This window comes from Pirellulimonas nuda (assembly GCF_007750855.1).
GTDB lineage: Bacteria > Planctomycetota > Planctomycetia > Pirellulales > Lacipirellulaceae > Pirellulimonas > Pirellulimonas nuda.
The window spans coordinates 3,174,808-3,190,569 of the sequence record NZ_CP036291.1 but is presented as its reverse complement, the minus strand read 5'-3'; the positions used below and the strand labels follow the sequence as shown (position 1 = coordinate 3,190,569).

Annotated in this window: 14 protein-coding genes; 9 read left to right on the top strand and 5 right to left on the bottom strand. The window is 66.2% G+C overall.

Going from position 1 to position 15,762, the window contains the following annotated elements; genetic code table 11:
- Positions 1-20 precede the first annotated feature (20 nt).
- The 7 genes from Pla175_RS12640 to Pla175_RS12610 all read left to right on the top strand — a co-directional run bounded on the left by Pla175_RS12640 (position 21) and on the right by Pla175_RS12610 (position 4,952).
- Positions 21-1,004: a type II secretion system F family protein gene (locus tag Pla175_RS12640; RefSeq protein ID WP_197527474.1), complete on the top strand. Its 984-nt coding sequence runs from the start codon at positions 21-23 to the stop codon at positions 1,002-1,004.
- A gap of 9 nt (positions 1,005-1,013) precedes the next feature.
- Complete coding sequence (locus Pla175_RS12635) at positions 1,014-1,436, top strand: hypothetical protein (protein ID WP_145285161.1); 423 nt, start codon at positions 1,014-1,016, stop codon at positions 1,434-1,436.
- Positions 1,433-1,972: a PulJ/GspJ family protein gene (locus Pla175_RS12630; protein WP_145285158.1), complete on the top strand. Its 540-nt coding sequence runs from the start codon at positions 1,433-1,435 to the stop codon at positions 1,970-1,972. The genes Pla175_RS12635 and Pla175_RS12630 overlap by 4 nt, the downstream gene beginning before the upstream one ends.
- Positions 1,969-2,400: a hypothetical protein gene (locus Pla175_RS12625; protein WP_145285155.1), complete on the top strand. Its 432-nt coding sequence runs from the start codon at positions 1,969-1,971 to the stop codon at positions 2,398-2,400. The genes Pla175_RS12630 and Pla175_RS12625 overlap by 4 nt, the downstream gene beginning before the upstream one ends.
- A gap of 6 nt (positions 2,401-2,406) precedes the next feature.
- The gene (locus tag Pla175_RS12620) at positions 2,407-3,291 is read left to right on the top strand and encodes a DUF1559 domain-containing protein (protein ID WP_145285151.1); all 885 of its coding nucleotides are present in this window, start codon (positions 2,407-2,409) and stop codon (positions 3,289-3,291) included.
- 255 nt (positions 3,292-3,546) lie between these two features.
- On the top strand, positions 3,547-4,557 hold the full coding sequence (locus tag Pla175_RS12615; RefSeq protein ID WP_197527473.1) for an HD-GYP domain-containing protein: 1,011 nt from the start codon (positions 3,547-3,549) through the stop codon (positions 4,555-4,557).
- Positions 4,527-4,952: a PilZ domain-containing protein gene (locus Pla175_RS12610; RefSeq protein ID WP_145285143.1), complete on the top strand. Its 426-nt coding sequence runs from the start codon at positions 4,527-4,529 to the stop codon at positions 4,950-4,952. The genes Pla175_RS12615 and Pla175_RS12610 overlap by 31 nt, the downstream gene beginning before the upstream one ends.
- 41 nt (positions 4,953-4,993) lie before the next feature.
- Here the strand turns inward: Pla175_RS12610 and Pla175_RS12605 are convergent, their stop codons facing one another.
- From Pla175_RS12605 to Pla175_RS12585, 5 genes are all read right to left on the bottom strand, one after another.
- A complete protein-coding gene (locus Pla175_RS12605; protein ID WP_145285140.1) occupies positions 4,994-6,223 on the bottom strand; it encodes an osmoprotectant NAGGN system M42 family peptidase in 1,230 nt (409 codons plus the stop codon).
- 43 nt (positions 6,224-6,266) lie between these two features.
- Positions 6,267-7,955 (bottom strand): N-acetylglutaminylglutamine synthetase, encoded by a 1,689-nt coding sequence (gene ngg, locus Pla175_RS12600; protein WP_145285136.1) that lies wholly within the window; start codon positions 7,953-7,955, stop codon positions 6,267-6,269.
- Between the two features lie 127 nt (positions 7,956-8,082).
- A complete protein-coding gene (locus Pla175_RS12595) occupies positions 8,083-9,858 on the bottom strand; it encodes an N-acetylglutaminylglutamine amidotransferase (RefSeq protein WP_145285133.1) in 1,776 nt (591 codons plus the stop codon).
- A 190-nt stretch (positions 9,859-10,048) separates the two neighbouring features.
- Positions 10,049-11,818 carry an OPT family oligopeptide transporter gene (locus Pla175_RS12590; protein WP_145285130.1) on the bottom strand — a complete coding sequence of 590 codons (1,770 nt, stop codon included), beginning with the start codon at positions 11,816-11,818 and terminating at the stop codon, positions 10,049-10,051.
- A gap of 421 nt (positions 11,819-12,239) precedes the next feature.
- A complete protein-coding gene (locus tag Pla175_RS12585; RefSeq protein ID WP_145285126.1) occupies positions 12,240-13,127 on the bottom strand; it encodes a hypothetical protein in 888 nt (295 codons plus the stop codon).
- 466 nt (positions 13,128-13,593) lie between these two features.
- Between Pla175_RS12585 and Pla175_RS12580 the strand changes: the two genes are divergently transcribed.
- Positions 13,594-15,129 (top strand): glucan biosynthesis protein, encoded by a 1,536-nt coding sequence (locus tag Pla175_RS12580; protein WP_145285122.1) that lies wholly within the window; start codon positions 13,594-13,596, stop codon positions 15,127-15,129.
- Positions 15,117-15,710, top strand: a complete 594-nt coding sequence (locus tag Pla175_RS12575; RefSeq protein WP_145285119.1) for a hypothetical protein — start codon at positions 15,117-15,119, stop codon at positions 15,708-15,710. The genes Pla175_RS12580 and Pla175_RS12575 overlap by 13 nt, the downstream gene beginning before the upstream one ends.
- The last annotated feature ends 52 nt before the right edge of the window (positions 15,711-15,762 follow it).

Sequence of the window (15,762 nt, the reverse complement as noted above, 5' to 3'; positions counted from 1 at the left end):
AGCGACAAACGCTGCTCCGGATGCTCGCTGTAGCCGCAGAAGAGCGGATTGGGTTGGTTCCACTCCTTGCGGCGGCGGTTCTCGACGAGCGTGGCGTGCAACGCCAGCGTCTGCGGCGAGTCGTCGCTGCGCTCGAAGAAGGGGGAACGCTGCCGGACGCGCTCGAACAGTCTCCCGGTGTGCTGACCGATGAACAACTCCTCTCGGTGCGCCTCGGCGCCCAATCCGGAATGCTGGCGGCTGCGTTACGCGACGCGATCGCGCAGCAAGATGCGGTAGGCTCGCCCCGTCTGGCCTTGGAGCTCCGCAGGGCGGCCTACTATCTGGGAGTAATCCTGGTGCTGGGCCTGCCGATCGCAGCTTTCATCGGCTTGAAGATCAGCCCCGAGCTGAAGAAAATCTCTAACGAGTTCGAGCTGCAGACCCCGTGGGCGACCGACGCGGCGATCGCCTTCAACCGTGCGTTTGTGCAACTGTGGTGGCTGGCGCCGGTCGCGCTCTTGTTGGCCGCTTGCTGCGTCGTCTTCCGCCGGCCGCGTCGATTTGTGGGAAACTCGTTGGCGTCACCTTTTTTCGCCCCGCTGCGGAGGCTGCGGGCCGCCGGTGTCGTGCACCGGCTAGGGCTCGCGGCCGAGACGGGACGCCCGCTCCCGGGGGTGCTCTCCACGCTGGCCCGCTACCACTACGATCCGGCGATCCGACACAAACTCTTGTTCGTGCGGAACGAACTGGAACTGGGCGCCCCGCTCTGGCCCAGCATGCAAGCCGTGAACCTGCTCGCGGCCGACGAGGTGCAGGCGCTCGACTTGGCCGAGCGATTGGGGAACCGCCCTTGGACGCTTATGCAGCTCGCAGCGGGCAAACGCCGTCGCGCCACCCGGCTGCTCGAGCGGATGGCCGGCTGGCTGGTCCCGTTGGTGGTCCTGGCCGCCGGAGCGTTCGTGCTGCTCCAGGCTTACGGCACCTTCGGATGGCTGATCGACCTGGTTGAGAGCCTCGCATAGAGCAACGCTATGACCCCGCAAAGCCTTCCACAACGACGAAGCGGCGTGAGCTCGATCGAGACGATTGTCGCCTGCTCGCTGCTCACCGCCACGATGTCGTTGATGGCGCCGATGCTGGTGCGCAATTCGCGGCTGATCGACGACTGTCGTGACTACCGCACCGGGCTCGACGAGCTCGCCAACCAACTCGATCGCTTGGAAGGCCTGCCCGTCGCGCAGCTCGAGTCAGCCATGCAATCGTTAGCTCCCTCAGAGTTTGCGGCCAGTCGCTTGCCGGACTGCAAGCTGACAGGCGAGGTCCATTCCGACGGGGTGCTGTGGCGGATCACGGTGCAACTCGCGTGGCCGACGCGCTTCGGACCGCGTTCTCCCCTGACACTCTGCGGTTGGTCGACCGGCGCCGCAGCGGCCCCCCTGGAGGTCATCGAATGACTCGCCGCGGCATGTCTCTGGTTGAGCTGATGGTGGTGATGACCGCCTGCTCGGTGGTGCTGACCCTATCGGCCACGCTGCTGCATCGGCTGATGCATGTGCAGAGCCAATCGCAGCAGCTACAGGACCGCGAGCGCAATGCGGTGCGCTTGGCGCGACAGCTTCGCTCCGACGCCGCGAGCGCCACGACGGTCGAGGTCGTCGAAGGCGCCGATGGCCCTTCGATCGCCCTTCAAAGTGATCGCCTGGAAAACGTCGAGTATCGCATGGCCGATGGCGTAGTTCACCGCTCGCTCGCCCTGCCGAACGGCGGCTTGGCTAGCGACACCTATCGGCTGGGCGAAGCCGCCGTTTGGAGGGTATCGAAGAGTCTCGCGACGCCAAGGCTCGAGGTCATCGTCGACGGAGGGCCGAAGGCCGACTCGTCTGGCCTAGCTGCGCCTGCATGCCTCCGCGTCGAGGCGCGGATCGGCTCCCGCACGACAGCGGAATCGGGAGCAAGATCAGCCCCACCAAAAAACGAGGGATCACTGTGATCTGCCACATCCGACGACTGCGCCGACGGCAAGCGGCAGAACAACGCGGCGCGGTGCTCGTCGCCGCGTTGGTGTGCCTGTTGGTCACAGTAGCGATGGTCGGACAATTACTCCGCGGCGCCGTGCAATCGCGACGCGCGCTGCGCCAAGAACACCATGCGCGGCAAGCAGAACAACTCCTAAACGCCGGCGTGCTCCTGGCCGTGGCCCACCACGAGCAAAACACCGCATACGCCGGGGAGCAGTGGGACGTCCCCGCCGATGAACTCTCGGGCCACCTCGCCGGAAGGGTCGTTATCGAAGCCGAACCCGAACAACAAGGGATACAGCTCCGCGTTCGCGCTGAGTATCCCTTGGGGGGCGTCTCCGCGGTCCGCCGCTCTTACTCGTTCGTCATTCCAACAGTATCAACGCAAGACAAGGATTAGCCGACCATGGACCGCAACGCCCTTCGTAGAGGTTTCACACTCGTCGAGCTGCTGGTGGTAATCGCTATCATCGGCATCCTCATCTCGTTGCTGTTGCCCGCGGTCCAAGCCGCACGCGAAGCAGCGCGTCGGACGACCTGCGTAAACAACATCACCCAGATCGGCCTATCGCTGCACAGCTACGAGTTCAACTGGGAGTCGCTCCCGGCCGGCAGCATCAACCCGGATGGACCGATCCGGAGCGAACCGCAGGGGATCCAACTGAGCTGGATCGTCGCGGCGCTGCCCTACCTAGAGGAGCGGGCCCTCGAGCAACACATCGACAAAGAAGCGGGCGCCTACGCCCTTGTCAACGCCGAGGCGCGACGGGCCAGCATCAACTTTCAGTGCGCTTCTTCGCCACAAGAGTTCTCCAATGAAGCGGACACCACCTTCCGTTCGAGCTACGTGGGCTGCCACCACGACCGCGAAGCGCCGATCGCAGAGGACAACAACGGGCTGCTGTTTCTCAACAGCCATGTTCGGTACTCAGATATTTTTGACGGCAGCTCCCACACAATCCTGCTGGGCGAAGCCAACACTGACCCGGAAGGGCTGGGATGGATGAGCGGCTCACGCGCCACGCTGCGGAACACGAGCACGTTCGCCGGCCTTGATCCAATCCTCAACGGCGGATTCAGCGCCGATCCCAAACGCGCTGAAGCACAACACGCGGCAGAGAAGCTTCTTGCCGACCCGCTGTTTGTCGGCGGATTTGGCAGCCATCACCCGGGAGGCGCCAACTTCAACTTTGCCGACGGGTCGACGCGGTTCCTGAACGAAGACCTGGATCCGCAAGTGCGTCAGCAACTGGGCTCGCGCAGCGACGGCGAGATTCCGCTCCGCTACTAGGCAGCGGCAACTGCCCAGGCGAAGCGGCTCTGCCGGCTGAGTGCTTTGTTCGGGTTGTAGGGGCGTCGCCGCGGCACACTTACGGCAGGTTGACGAAGCCACACGCGGTCCGTGCCTGCTGAAATGCGCCGTCTGCAATTTGAAGTCTATCTAAGGCTTTATGAGCTACGTTTCTCTACGCCGTCGAGCGGCGGCCCGCATGCCGCCACCCGGGATTGGGATCTTCGCGACGCGACGTGCTCTGCAACACCCCGTGTGCTCGCCACGCTCATGACCGCAACGGCCGCCGCACCACGCAACGACCACGACGAGCGGGTGCGGCGCGATTATCGCTGCGTTCCCCTGGACATTGTGCGCCTCTACCACGACCTCGGCGTCTGCCTCTACACCAAGGCCGAGGACCAAGACTTTCCGCGGCTCTATCGAAGCTCACGTATCGCGATTACAGACGACGACGTCAACGAGCTGCGGCGTCGAGGCCACCGCTGGTTCTACGTGCCCGTATCGGAGTACGCCGCCCTCGACCAAGAGGTCAAACGGACCCTCCGAGACAAGCTTTGCGATCAGTCGGTCGCTCCCGAAGAGCGGTTCGCCGTGCTGCAGACTGCGGCCGCCGTGGAACTGGACTCCGCGTTCCATATGATCAAGTGCGAACGCTTTGTCGACCTCTCGCGGTCGATCGCCAAAGATATCAACGCGTTGTTCGGCGACGACGCCATCGCGCCGCGTAGGCTGTTCGACCTCGTGCAGCACGACTTCTATACGTTTACCCACGCCACCAATGTCGCCGGATTCGCAACGTTGCTCGCCGACGGAGTCGGTCTCTCGGACTCGGCCAGCCGCGAGCAAATCGCCCTTGGCGCCCTGCTGCACGACATCGGGAAACGGTTCATCCCGGCCCGGGTTCTCAACAAGTCAGGCAAGCTGAGCGACGAAGAGTGGGGGCAGATCCGGATGCACCCCCAGCGAGGATACGAAGACCTTTGCGAGGGCGCCGGCCTAAGCGAAGGTCAACTCATGATGGTGTACTCACACCATGAACGGATCGACGGACAGGGGTATCCCGTCGGCATGGTTGGCGACGAAATCCACCCCTGGGCTAAGCTGTTGGCGGTTGTCGACGTGTTTGACGCGATTACCGGAGCGCGTCCCTATCGCGCCCCAATGAAGATCGGACAAGCCCTGGCTTTCCTCGAGAGGAACGCCGGCGCCCACCTCGACCCGGATATGGTCCAATGCTGGATTGCACTGATGAACAAAACCTGATCGCGCTGTGGGCCACGCTCCCGTCGCGGACAAAACTCCCGTTTGAATGGGAAGAGTACGCCACGCAACACCTACGCGACCTGATCGTCGTCGACTCGAAGCGCCGCTTCGCGCGCAAGTCGTTGCGCTCGATCGCGGTCTTGTCCCTCGACAATGTCTCCCACGCGGTCTACCTCAAGGATCTTTCACGACTGGGCGTAGGGTTCTTCGCTCCACTAAACGTGCTTCCGCTGAAGCAGATCGGTCTCTGGCTGCCTGGGAGAGACTGCCTGCGTCTACGCGTCGCTCGCTGCCGGCGCCTTGGTGAAAAATACTACGAATGCGGCGCGACGTTTAATGCCCCGGACGCCCACGGAGCGCCTGTCGGCGACGGCCGATCCCGCGCACTGAGGTAGTCAGGATCGCTGTTTGGGGGCCTTGTTAAACACCCGGCCGCTCAGCGACTCGCGTTCTTCTTCTTTGTTGCGCTGTTCTCGGCCGGCTGGGGCGGCGCATCGGGGCGTTCAGGCGCCACCTGGCGGATTGGATCGGGCCCGCGGTAGCGCGTCCCTTCAACGTCGGTCTGACGCGTCTTGGGAAAGCCTTCGAGGGAGTTAAGCTGCCCTCGTTGGCCTGCGTACAGGGGTTTCTGCGTCGCGTAGGCCACCAACAACTGCGCTACGCTGACCAGGGCGTCGAGGTTCGTACGCTCGTAACCGTGCGACCCGTCGACGCCAAACGTGATCAGCGCCGTGCGGATATCGTTGCCCGCGTCGAGCGCCGACGCGCTGTCGCAGCGGTAGTAGCGGAACACGTCACGCGCGAACGGAATCTCGTTGTCCTGGCAGAGGTGGATCAAGTGGTGCGTTAGGTGGTAGTCGAACGGCCCGGTCGAGTCTGCCATGGCGATCGTCACCCCAAACTCGCACGACGACTGGCCCGGCGCCACGGTGCCGTTGTCTACAGAGATCATCTCCGCGACATCGCCGTGGAGGATGGCCGAGGCGCCGGAGCCCACCTCTTCGGAGATCGTGAACAGCAAGTGCATATCGACGGGCAGCTGCATCTTGCCGTCGACGATCGCCTTGGCGGCCGCCAGCATCGCGGCCACCCCCGCCTTGTCGTCCAGGTGCCGGGCGTTGATGTACCCGTTGGGGAACGTCTCGGCCCCGGCGTCGAAGCCGATAAAGTCTCCTACATTGATCCCGTGCTCAATCAGGTCGAGGTGGCTTGAAATCTTCTCGTCGATACGGACCTCCACGTTGTCCCAACCTACCGGCTGAGTGTCGATCTCGTCATTGAAAGTGTGCCCGGACGCCTTCAGCGGCAGCACTTGGCCGCGGAAGATGGCGTCGTCGGTAAAAATCGATACTCGGGCCCCCTCGGCGAACCGTGCAGACCAGGTCCCAACCGGCGTGATCCCAAGCCGGCCGTTGGTCTTGATCTCCCTAACCATAGCGCCCAACGTATCAACGTGAGCGACGATGGCGCGATCCGGACTGCTGGTCTTGCCCGGAATGGTGGTGCGGATGGCGCCGCGGCGGGTCAGCTCGTACTCGACGCCGATCTCATCGAGCATGGTGCAAACGCGGCGCACGATCGGGTCGGTGTAGCCGGACGGGCTGTGGATGCCCAGCAGGGCGAGCAGCGTCTCTTTGAGGTAATCGGCGTCGATATTTGGTTTCAAGGCGTGGCTCGAAGGGCTTTCGTTTCGGAGACGGGAGCGTAGGCTACGCTTTCGCTTCCACCGGCTTGGGGGCGTGGGGAAACAGCAGGTCGATGAATCGCTCGGCAGTGGGCTGGGGCTCGTGGTTGGCCAGCCCGGGCCGTTCGTTGGCTTCGATAATCACATACTCGTCGCCCGAGACGTCTGGGACAAGCATGTCGAGCCCCACCACCGGCGTTTCAAGAACCCGGGCCGCCGTGATCGCGGCCGACGCCAGCGTATCCGACAGCCGGTCGGTCGCGTCGTGGATCGTCCCGCCCGTGTGCAGATTCGCCGTCTTGCGCACCTGCAACTCCTGCCCCTCGGGAAGCACGCTCTCGCGGGTCAATCCAGCAGCCGCGATGCAGCGGTCGGTTTCCTCGTCGTCCGGGATCGAGCTCTCGCCGGCGGTCGCGGCGCGGCGGCGACGGCTCACGCGGTCTAGCAATTCGCCGACGGAGTGCCGGCCCGTGCCGATGATCTCTGCCGGCTTTCGCACGGCCGCCGCCACCACCTCGTAGTTGATGACAATCACGCGGAGGTCTTGCCCCTCGACGTACTCTTCCAGCAGCACGCGATCGCCGTAGCGCCCGGCGCCGTCGATCGCCTGGATCAAATCCCGCGGCCCGCGGATGTCGACGAACACGCCCTGGCCCTGCTCGCCATCGGCCGGCTTGACCACTACCCGTCCGTGACGCTCTAGAAACTCCAGCGCGTCGCGCTTGCTTGTGAAGGGCGCCTGGGCCGGGGTCCGCAGGCCGGCCGCGTCGACCAGCTCGCGCGTGAGCTGCTTATCCGCACAGCGCGTCATCGCGATCGCGGAAGTGAGATCGGTAAGCGACTCGCGGCACGTTACCCGGCGGTTGCCGAGGCTGAGCCGAAAGTAGCCGCGGGCCGGGTCGAGGGGCTCAACGGCGATGTTCCGCCGGAGCGCCTCGTTGATGATGATCGTGGCGTAGGGGTTGAAGCCGTCCTGACTGTGGTTGGGGATGAACAGCGGCTCATTGATGTGGTTGCGTCGCTTGATCGCCAACACGGGGACCCTCTCGAAGCCGAGCCCCTTGTAGAGCGCGATCGCCGCCGAATTCTCGTGCAGCACCGACAGGTCGAGCGCTGCGCGACCTCGCCCGGCGAAGCGGTCCGCGATGTGCCGCACCAGTGCGGCGCCGACGCCCGGGTAGCGGCTCTGCGGGTCGACGGCCAGGGCCCATAGGCTGCTGCTGTTCATCAGGTCATCGAAGCACCGCGCGTGATCCACAGCCAGCGCGACGCCAATGATCGAGTCGCCGCGGTCCGCATCAGACTCCGGCGGCCGCACCACAAGGTACTCAAACCGCTTGTCGCCGCGCGAGTGCCACACCGACTCGGGGTCAAGCGGAACCATGCCGACCGAGAGGTAGATGCTGTTGATAGCGTCGATGTCTTCACGCGACTCGACCCCCGTGATCCGTAGCGGCGACCCCTCCGCCGGACCCGGGTTCTTGCTCTCGAGGTCGAGCCGGTAGGTGTCCGAAGGATCGAGAAACAGGTCCTGAGGCGCCAGATTGAGCACGATCTGCGGATCGATCGCGTAGAAGGCGATGTCCCGCTTCTCGGACTCTTCCTGCAACAGCGCCTCGGCCAGCGACGCCGGGTCGGGGAACGTGTGGGCGAACAGCAGTCGCCCCCAGCCTACATCGAGCGCCACAGCGCCTGGCGGAATGGTCTGGGACATGATCGGGTGCGTGGGCAGACGTCAGTGGGCGGAGGTGGAAGGGTGCGTCGTTCGGTTCTGGGGTGCGGCGCCAGGCGACCATCCGGGCGGGTCCTCTGCGGTGGATGGGGCCGTAGGCGCAGCCCTTTCAACCCGGCACGTGTTCTTGCAGCCACAACTCAAGCAACGCCAACTGCCAGAGCTTTGAGCCGCGCAGCGGGGTGATGTGGGCCTCGGGGTCTTGGAGCAGCTCGTCGACGTACGCCTGATTGAACAGGCCGCGCGAGCGCGCTGCGGGCGATGTCAGGGCCGAACGTGCCAGTTCCAAGAAGTCACCGCGTAGGTACTTGAGCGCCGGCACCGGGAAGTAGCCCTTGGGGCGGTCGATGACCTCGGCAGGGATCACTCGGCGGGCCGCCTCCTTGAGGATGTACTTCCCGCCGTCGGCGACCTTCAACGCCGAGGGCACGGTGGCGGCGAACTCGACGACTTCATGATCCAGGAATGGCACCCGGGCCTCGAGGCTGGCGGCCATGGTGTGGTTGTCCACCCGTTTCACGGGGTCGTCCACCAGCATCACCAAGGCGTCGATCCGAAGGGCTTGGTCGATCGGCGCCGAAGCGCCGCGCGAGGCGAAGTGCTCGCGGACGAACTGGAGCGCAGCGTCCTGATCGACGTACTCGGGCGCCACGGCCCTTCGGTACTCGGCAAAGTCGCGGTCGAAGAAGTGCTGCCGGTACGTCTCCACCGCGTCCGGGCTGTCGAGCACTGGCGGATACCAGTGGTACCCGGCGAAGATCTCGTCGGCGCCCTGTCCGCTCTGCACCACCTTGACGAACTTCGCAACCTCCTGCGAGAGCAGATAGAAGCCGACGTTGTCGTGGCTGACCATCGGCTCCGACATCTGCGCGATGCACTCCCCGAGCGCCGGCAGCGTGCGTGCCGAGTCGATCATCAGTTTGTGGTGTTTCGTGCCGTAGCGGCTGGCGATCACGTCGGAGTACTTGAACTCGTCCCCCGCCTCGCCACCGACCGATTCAAACCCGATGGAGAATGTCTCTACCGCTGCGGAATTGTTCTCGCATAGCAGGCCGACGATCAGGCTGGAGTCGAGCCCCCCGGAAAGCAACACGCCAACCGGCACGTCGGCGATCTGGCGCCTCCGGACGGCCCGACGCATCACGTCGAGCGTCTCGTCGATCCAGTCGTCCTGAGAGTAGCGCGATTGGTCGTCGCGGGCGCCGAACTCCAGCGTCCAATAAGTCTCCTGCGACATCGTTCCGTCCGGCTCCACCACCATCACGCTCGCCGGGGGCAGTTTCTGGACGCCGCGCAGGATCGTCCGCGGCGGCGGCACGATCGAGTGGAACGACATATAAAAGTTGAGCGCGACCGGATCGATCGACGTGTCGATCTCGCCCGCCGCCAGCAGGGCGGGGAGCGTCGATGCGAACCGCAGGGCGCCCGGCAGGTTCGCGTAGTACAGGGGCTTGATCCCAAGCCGATCGCGGGCCAGCACCACCCGGCCCGAATCGCGTTCGTGGATCGCGAAGGCGAACATGCCGTTGAGCCGATGGACGCACGCCTTGCCCCAGGCGTGGTAGGCCTTGAGGATCACCTCGGTGTCGCCCCGGCTGAAGAACCGGTAGCCGAGCCCCTCCAGCTCGGCGCGCAGCTCCGGGTAGTTGTAGATGGCGCCGTTGTACGCGATCGAGAGCCCGAGGTCGGCGTCGACCATCGGTTGCTGCGACGCCTCGGAGAGGTCGATGATCCGCAGCCGCCGGTGCCCGAAGGCCACCCGGCCCCGCGCCAGGATCCCGTCGCTGTCTGGTCCGCGGCGGACCATGCCGCCGGCCATACGTGCGACTGCGGTTACGTTTGCCGAACGATCGTCGAAGCGGACCTCGCCGCAGATGCCACACATAGAGTGCCGTTTTCTTGATTTGTCGGGGGATTCTTACGTTTTAGTGTCGGGATATGGTGGCTGACCGCAACCCAGTGGTTGCCACCAGCCAACGGGTTCCGCCCGGTCGGGGTGATTCGATAGACGCGTTGATGGATGGACCCCGACGGGGCGGCGCCCGTCGGCTAGTGGGGTGTTGGGGGACGCTCAGTCATTCTCCGCCGATCTTCCACAGCATGGACCACAAGGCGCCCCCGACCCCCGCGAGGCTCTCTCCGGCCACCAGCCCCGCGGCGATGGGGAGCGTCAGCCGCTGCGCCCAGCGCGGCGAAATCCGCAGTGCGACCGCCGCAATCGCGGCGCCGAAGAACAGCGACAAGCAGTAGTATGCCGGGATCACAAACGCGAGCCCCATGCTCACCGCACTGGGGCGCCACCGGCGCGCCCGCTTGGGGCGCCACTGATCGAGCGCCGCTAGCAGCACGCCGACCACCGTTCCGATCACCGCGGCCGGCATCGCGCCGCGGGGCGCCGCGTCGATCCCGTCGCGGAACAGCTCGGCCACCGCCTTCCAGGTGGCCACCGCCGGGGCGGGCCACTCCGGGGTGAGCAGCATCGCGGCGGGGTCGGGGACCAGCAGCAGATACGCGGCGCTGCCGGCCAGCGACCCAACGATCACCCCCAGCACCTGCGCCACGGCCTGAGCGCGGACCGAGGCGCCCAGCAGCCGGCCCGCTTTGAGGTCGTGCAGCAGGTCGCTGCACTGACCGGCGGCGCCGCCGGTGACGTTGGCGGTCATCAGATTGGTGCCCACGCTGGTCGGGTGGATCAGGCCGAAGGTGATCTGGGTGACCTTGCCCAAGGCGCCGATGGGGGGGATGCCCGTCTCTCCGGAAACCCTCGCCGCGACCACCGCCAGCAAGAACGTCATCAACACGCTGAGCAGCGCCATCGCGGGGTGGATCTCGAAGAAGCAGACCTGCGCTGCGACCGCCAGCACCGTAGCGAGCGCCATCCCCGCGATCAGCCATCGAGGCGCCACGCCCTCGCGTGCGCCCTCCACGGGGTCTTCAGGGGCGGCGCTGCCGATGCCGCGCAGCACCCGCGGGATCGAAGCAGCAAAGGAGGTGAGCGCCGCCGCGACCATCATCGCCACCCCCGGCCAGAGCAAGAACTCGACCGCGGCCAGGAAGACCCCTTCGTCGGGAGAAGCGGGCGCCGGCAGTCGCCCGGTGGCGAACAGCCACGGGGCGATCACTCCCCAGGCGATCGCTGCGCCCAGCAGCAGCGAGACGCCGACCCGCAGCCCAACGATGGCGCCGAAGCCGATCATCAACAGCGACGGGTCGAGCATCAGCCCCAGGCCGCGGGTCGAGAGCATGGGCGCCCCGACGGGGCCCAGCCCGATCGCCGGCCCCCAGGGAGCGGTGGGGAGCAGCTTGACCGCGGCCGCCAGCAGCCCGGCAGTCATCAATCCGCGTAGCCGGATAGCGGCCTCGCGGCCCGCGGCGTAGATCTCTCGGACCGTCTCGGCGGTCGCCACGCCGGAAGGGAAGGGCAGGGCCTGCACCTCCAGCATCTGCCGGCGGAGGATCAACCCCACCACCACGCCGATCAGGCTGACCGAGAAGAGCCAGGCCGACAGCACCGGCCAACTGAGCGTCTGGCCGGTGAGGATGGTCAGCGCCGGGATCGGCGCCACCAAGCCAGCAGAAATGATCGACGCGGCGCTCGAGGCGCAGGTTTGGTTGATGTTGTTCTCGAGCATCCCCCAGTGCGCGATCCGCTCAGGTCCGGCGACGCGGCGCGTGGCGTTCCAGAAGCCGCAGCTCAGCAGCGCCGCGGCGATGGACATATTGAACGACCAGCCGATCTTCAGCCCCGAGTAGACGTTGCAAGGGACCAACACCATGCCCAGCACCGCGCCCGTGGCCGCGGCGCGGAGGGTGAGCTGTCGGACCTGGGGGAGCGGGTCGGGCATTTAGACAGGAACCCTAACCCCTGGGGCTGTGCCGGGGAAAGAGTGCGTAGCGGTTCGGGCAGCGTCAGAGTATGCGTTTGAGTAATGTCCGCTTCTGGCGGTCGGCGGGCCCATCGTTTTCGGACAAAACCCCCACCCGACCACTCAAACCGCCCGCCTGCAGCGCGTAGTCCCCCTATTTCAACGGCGGGAGGCTCCCCCTGGGCGCATAGCATCTCCGCGACGCGGCCAGGGCGCTCCGACGATCGCGTGCGAGCGGACACCAAAGGGACAAAACTGGGCGCGTCCGCGTCGCCCGCAGCAGCGGGTAGCAATCCCGCATTTTCGCCGCTGGCGTCCCCTCCCGCGACAGCCTTTTGTAGCCACGCGCTATACCGCGGCCCGACGCGGGCGGGCAGAAGGCTTGCAGCGGCGCCGCCCTCTAGACCGCTCTCGAGCGGGCCCGCAGCGCGGGCCGCACCAGGGCCGCGGCCCCGGCGAGCAGCATCGTGGCCCACGCACAGGTTTCTGGCACGGCTGGGTTGGCCGGCGACACCGCAGCGACGCCGCCGGCATGGCCGAAGTTCTGAGACCAGAAGGCGTAGTCGCTCTGATTCACGCCCCCCGATCCCAGCGGGTCGCGGCTCCCCGCGGCAAAGGCGGCAGCGGCGTCCCCTCCCAGGTTGTCGCGGAAGAGGGTGTAGTCGGCGGCGTCTACCAACCCGTTGCCGTTGTAGTCGCCGGGGGCCACGGCCGGCGTGTGTTCGCCGAAGGCGACGAAGCGGACCTCGGACAACCCCACCCCTTGTCCACCCGCAACGCCCGAGACGATTCGAAAGCGGACAAACTTCGTTGAGAACGCCAGCACGTCGATCGACTGGCCGGCGTAGCTGTCGAGGCCCGAACCTGGATGAAGCACGAGGGTCGGAATCGCGCTGACGTACGCCAGCCCGTCGGACGAAGTAAAAATATCGAGCCTCCCCACGCCGTGGTTCTGCGCCGGGCTGAAGTGATTGAAGTTCCAGATGTCGATCGACGCCAGGTCGTACAGTCCGTTCAGGGCAAAGTCGAGGATCACCGGCTGGTCTTCCGAAACCACCGTCGCCGCCGAACGCCACATGGTGCCCGCGTCTGGCGCGGCGAGGTGCGTCCTTGCGCCGGCGTTAAAGCCGCTGCCGTCGACAAGCGTCCCGCGCGTGCGGAGCGTGTTCTGACCAAGCCCCGGGTCTGCGACCGTCACGCCGGGCACGTCGAACGCGGCCAGTGACGCAACGGGCAGGGCGCCGGCGAGCGCGTGGACCAAGACGGCGGCTGCTACGGGTCGCTGCATTCGTGGGGCGTTCGCGAATGAGGGAGAAGGATCGTCGCCGACAATCGGCGAGAGCAACCGCCAGCCCGCCGCCAGTACCAACTATAGTTGCGGGAATTCTGCACCCAAGAGCTTTTCTCCGGAGCCGCACGCCGCACGTACGTTGCACGGGACTGCGGCGAATCTAGGCGCCACGCCTGCTTTCCTTGCGTTCGCTGCCGGCCAGATGGCGGCAGCGCAGCCGTCCGGTGGTCGCCGCGCGTCCAGCCGGCGCCTCCGCCAGGCCCGGGAGCGCGTCTTCTATCTCCTGCGATGACGGCCCGATGAAGGTTGCGTGAAGAATCAGGAACGGATCGGCGGATTCCGCTGAGTTTGAGGGGGGTTCGGCTAGCGGTCGGCGGCGCGGCACGCGTTTTGCATTCCTCGGAGTTCCCACCAGCGGGGCCGCGTCCCGCTCGATCCGTCTATCCCCCGACAAGGTTCCCCTTTGCTGACTTACCGCACCATCGCTCTATGCCTAGCGACAGGCGTGCTGACGACGACGCGTCCCTTGGACGTCGCCGCGGAGCTCGCCACCGCGAGCCCGCCCGACGCCGAGCAGCCGTTCTCGTTCGACCGCCTGGTGGCGCGTGCGGAGAAGATGGCCGGCAGCAAGCACCAGCCCCCCGTCGCGGCGCCGCCGGCGTTTGCGCAGCTCACCTACGACCGTTACCGGATGATCTCGCCACGCTTCGAGAAGGCCAGGTGGCGTGACGAGGACCTGCCGTTCTGGCTCGAGCCCCACCACGCGGGGTTCCTCTTCCCGTTCGGCAAGCGGCTGAACGAGGTGGGCCGTGACGAAGCGGAAGGGCAATCGACCGAGCAGATCCCTTTCGACCCCGCTCTGTTCCAGTACCGCGGCAGCGCGGCGCCGCTGGCCGACACGCCCGGCGGCGCCTACGCGGGCTTCCGTCTGTTGACCCGGCTGCTTGACCGCCCCAACCCGCAAGAGTTCCTCAGCTTCCTGGGGGCCAGCTACTTCCGCGTGCTGGGCGCGTTTGATTGGTACGGCGCGTCGGTCCGCGGGCTTGCGATCGACGTCGGGCTCGGCAGCCCCGAAGAGTTCCCGCGTTTCATTGAATTCTGGATCGAGCGTCCCGAAGACAAGAACAAGATCACCGTCTGGGCGCTGTTGGACGGGCCGGCGGTGGCCGGCGCGTACCAGTTCGAGGTGTTCCCGGGGGAAACGACCCGGGTCGCCGTGACCTGCGCGCTCTTCTTCCGCCACGGCGTGCAGAAGGTAGGCGTGGCGCCCATCACCAGCATGTGGATGTGGGAGGCCTGGAGCAAACCTTCCGACGACCCCCGTCCGGAGGTGCACGACTCCGACGGGCTGCTGATCGAGGCGTCCGGACGTTGGACGTGGCGGCCGCTGGTGCGGGCGGACCGGACCGTGGTCAGCTCGTTCCCGACCGACGCGTTGGCCGGATTCGGACTCATGCAGCGCGACCGCGAGTACGAGAACTACGCCGACAACGAGGCCCGCTATCACCTGCGGCCCAATGTGTGGGTGAAGCCGCGGGGGGACTGGGGCGCCGGCCGGGTTGAGCTGTTGGAGCTCAGCAGCACGCACGAGGGCTTCGACAATATCGGCGCCTACTGGGTCCCCGCCGAGCCCGTCCGCGGGGGCCAGCGGCACGACTTTCGCTACGAGTTGTCCTTCGGGCAGCGTGAGCCCGAGGGGAACTACCAAGCGAGATTTGCGCATACGATCCCGCGAGCGACACAGCAAGGATCGAGCTACTTCTTGGTGCTCGAGGGTGGCGACGAGCTCCCCAACCTTGAACGAAACAACGTCGAGCCAGTCATCAACGTCGAAGGTGGCAGCGTGGGGGAAGTGCGGTTCGAGAAACAACCCGACAACAACTGGGTGCTGTCGTTCGACCTGCACCACGACCCGGCCTCGCCGGTGACCGCTACCGCCGAGATTCACGCCGACGGCCGGCCCGTATCCGAAACGTGGAGCTACACATGGACGCCTTAAAGAACCACGAGTTTATCATCGAACCCTCGGCAGAGGTGCGTCGCTACGCGCTCCAGCAGCGGGCGCGCGAGGCAGCAGAGTCTGCATCCACCGGCGTCCTGCTGGCCTGGGGAGTGCAGGACCGCGCGGCGGCCGGTCGCGCCGCAGCGCGGGTGGTCCGGTCGCTGCAGGCGTGGAACGCCCCGGCCACGGCGCCGTGCGACGCAGGCGAAGCGCCGTCGCTTCAATCCTACGCACGGCGGGGCGCCTGCTTGACCCAGCAATGGATCACCAACCAGATCGACGCGATCGCTGCCCGGATCGGCGGCGACGCAACGCGGCCCCACGTCGTGCAGAGGTTCTGCCAGCTATTGGCGACCGAACCGGCGTTCTTGGAATCGTTGGGGAGCATCGAAGAGGGCTGGTTGCACCGGTTCGCCGACACGGCGCGGCCGGTAGCGCCCCCCGAATCGCGCGGGTCGATGCCGCCGCAACCCTTGGCGCAGCCGATCCTTCCCCGGCTCGCCCACGCGGTGCGGCCGCCGCGGGTGGCGCTCGGGTTCGCGTTCCGGTCGGTCCGTAGCTGCTTCGGGCTGCTATGAGCCCGACAGAAGCCGGGTCGAGCGGGACCACGAGATCCGCCGCTAGCGATAG

Coding starts and splice junctions, on each gene's coding strand:
- Pla175_RS12640 (WP_197527474.1), top strand. CDS start 21: ATGCTCGCTGTAGCCGCAGAAGAGCGGATTGGGTTGGTTCCACTCCTT.
- Pla175_RS12635 (WP_145285161.1), top strand. CDS start 1,014: ATGACCCCGCAAAGCCTTCCACAACGACGAAGCGGCGTGAGCTCGATC.
- Pla175_RS12630 (WP_145285158.1), top strand. CDS start 1,433: ATGACTCGCCGCGGCATGTCTCTGGTTGAGCTGATGGTGGTGATGACC.
- Pla175_RS12620 (WP_145285151.1), top strand. CDS start 2,407: ATGGACCGCAACGCCCTTCGTAGAGGTTTCACACTCGTCGAGCTGCTG.
- Pla175_RS12610 (WP_145285143.1), top strand. CDS start 4,527: ATGCTGGATTGCACTGATGAACAAAACCTGATCGCGCTGTGGGCCACG.
- ngg (WP_145285136.1), bottom strand. CDS start 7,955: ATGTCCCAGACCATTCCGCCAGGCGCTGTGGCGCTCGATGTAGGCTGG.
- Pla175_RS12595 (WP_145285133.1), bottom strand. CDS start 9,858: ATGTGTGGCATCTGCGGCGAGGTCCGCTTCGACGATCGTTCGGCAAAC.
- Pla175_RS12590 (WP_145285130.1), bottom strand. CDS start 11,818: ATGCCCGACCCGCTCCCCCAGGTCCGACAGCTCACCCTCCGCGCCGCG.
- Pla175_RS12585 (WP_145285126.1), bottom strand. CDS start 13,127: ATGCAGCGACCCGTAGCAGCCGCCGTCTTGGTCCACGCGCTCGCCGGC.
- Pla175_RS12575 (WP_145285119.1), top strand. CDS start 15,117: ATGGACGCCTTAAAGAACCACGAGTTTATCATCGAACCCTCGGCAGAG.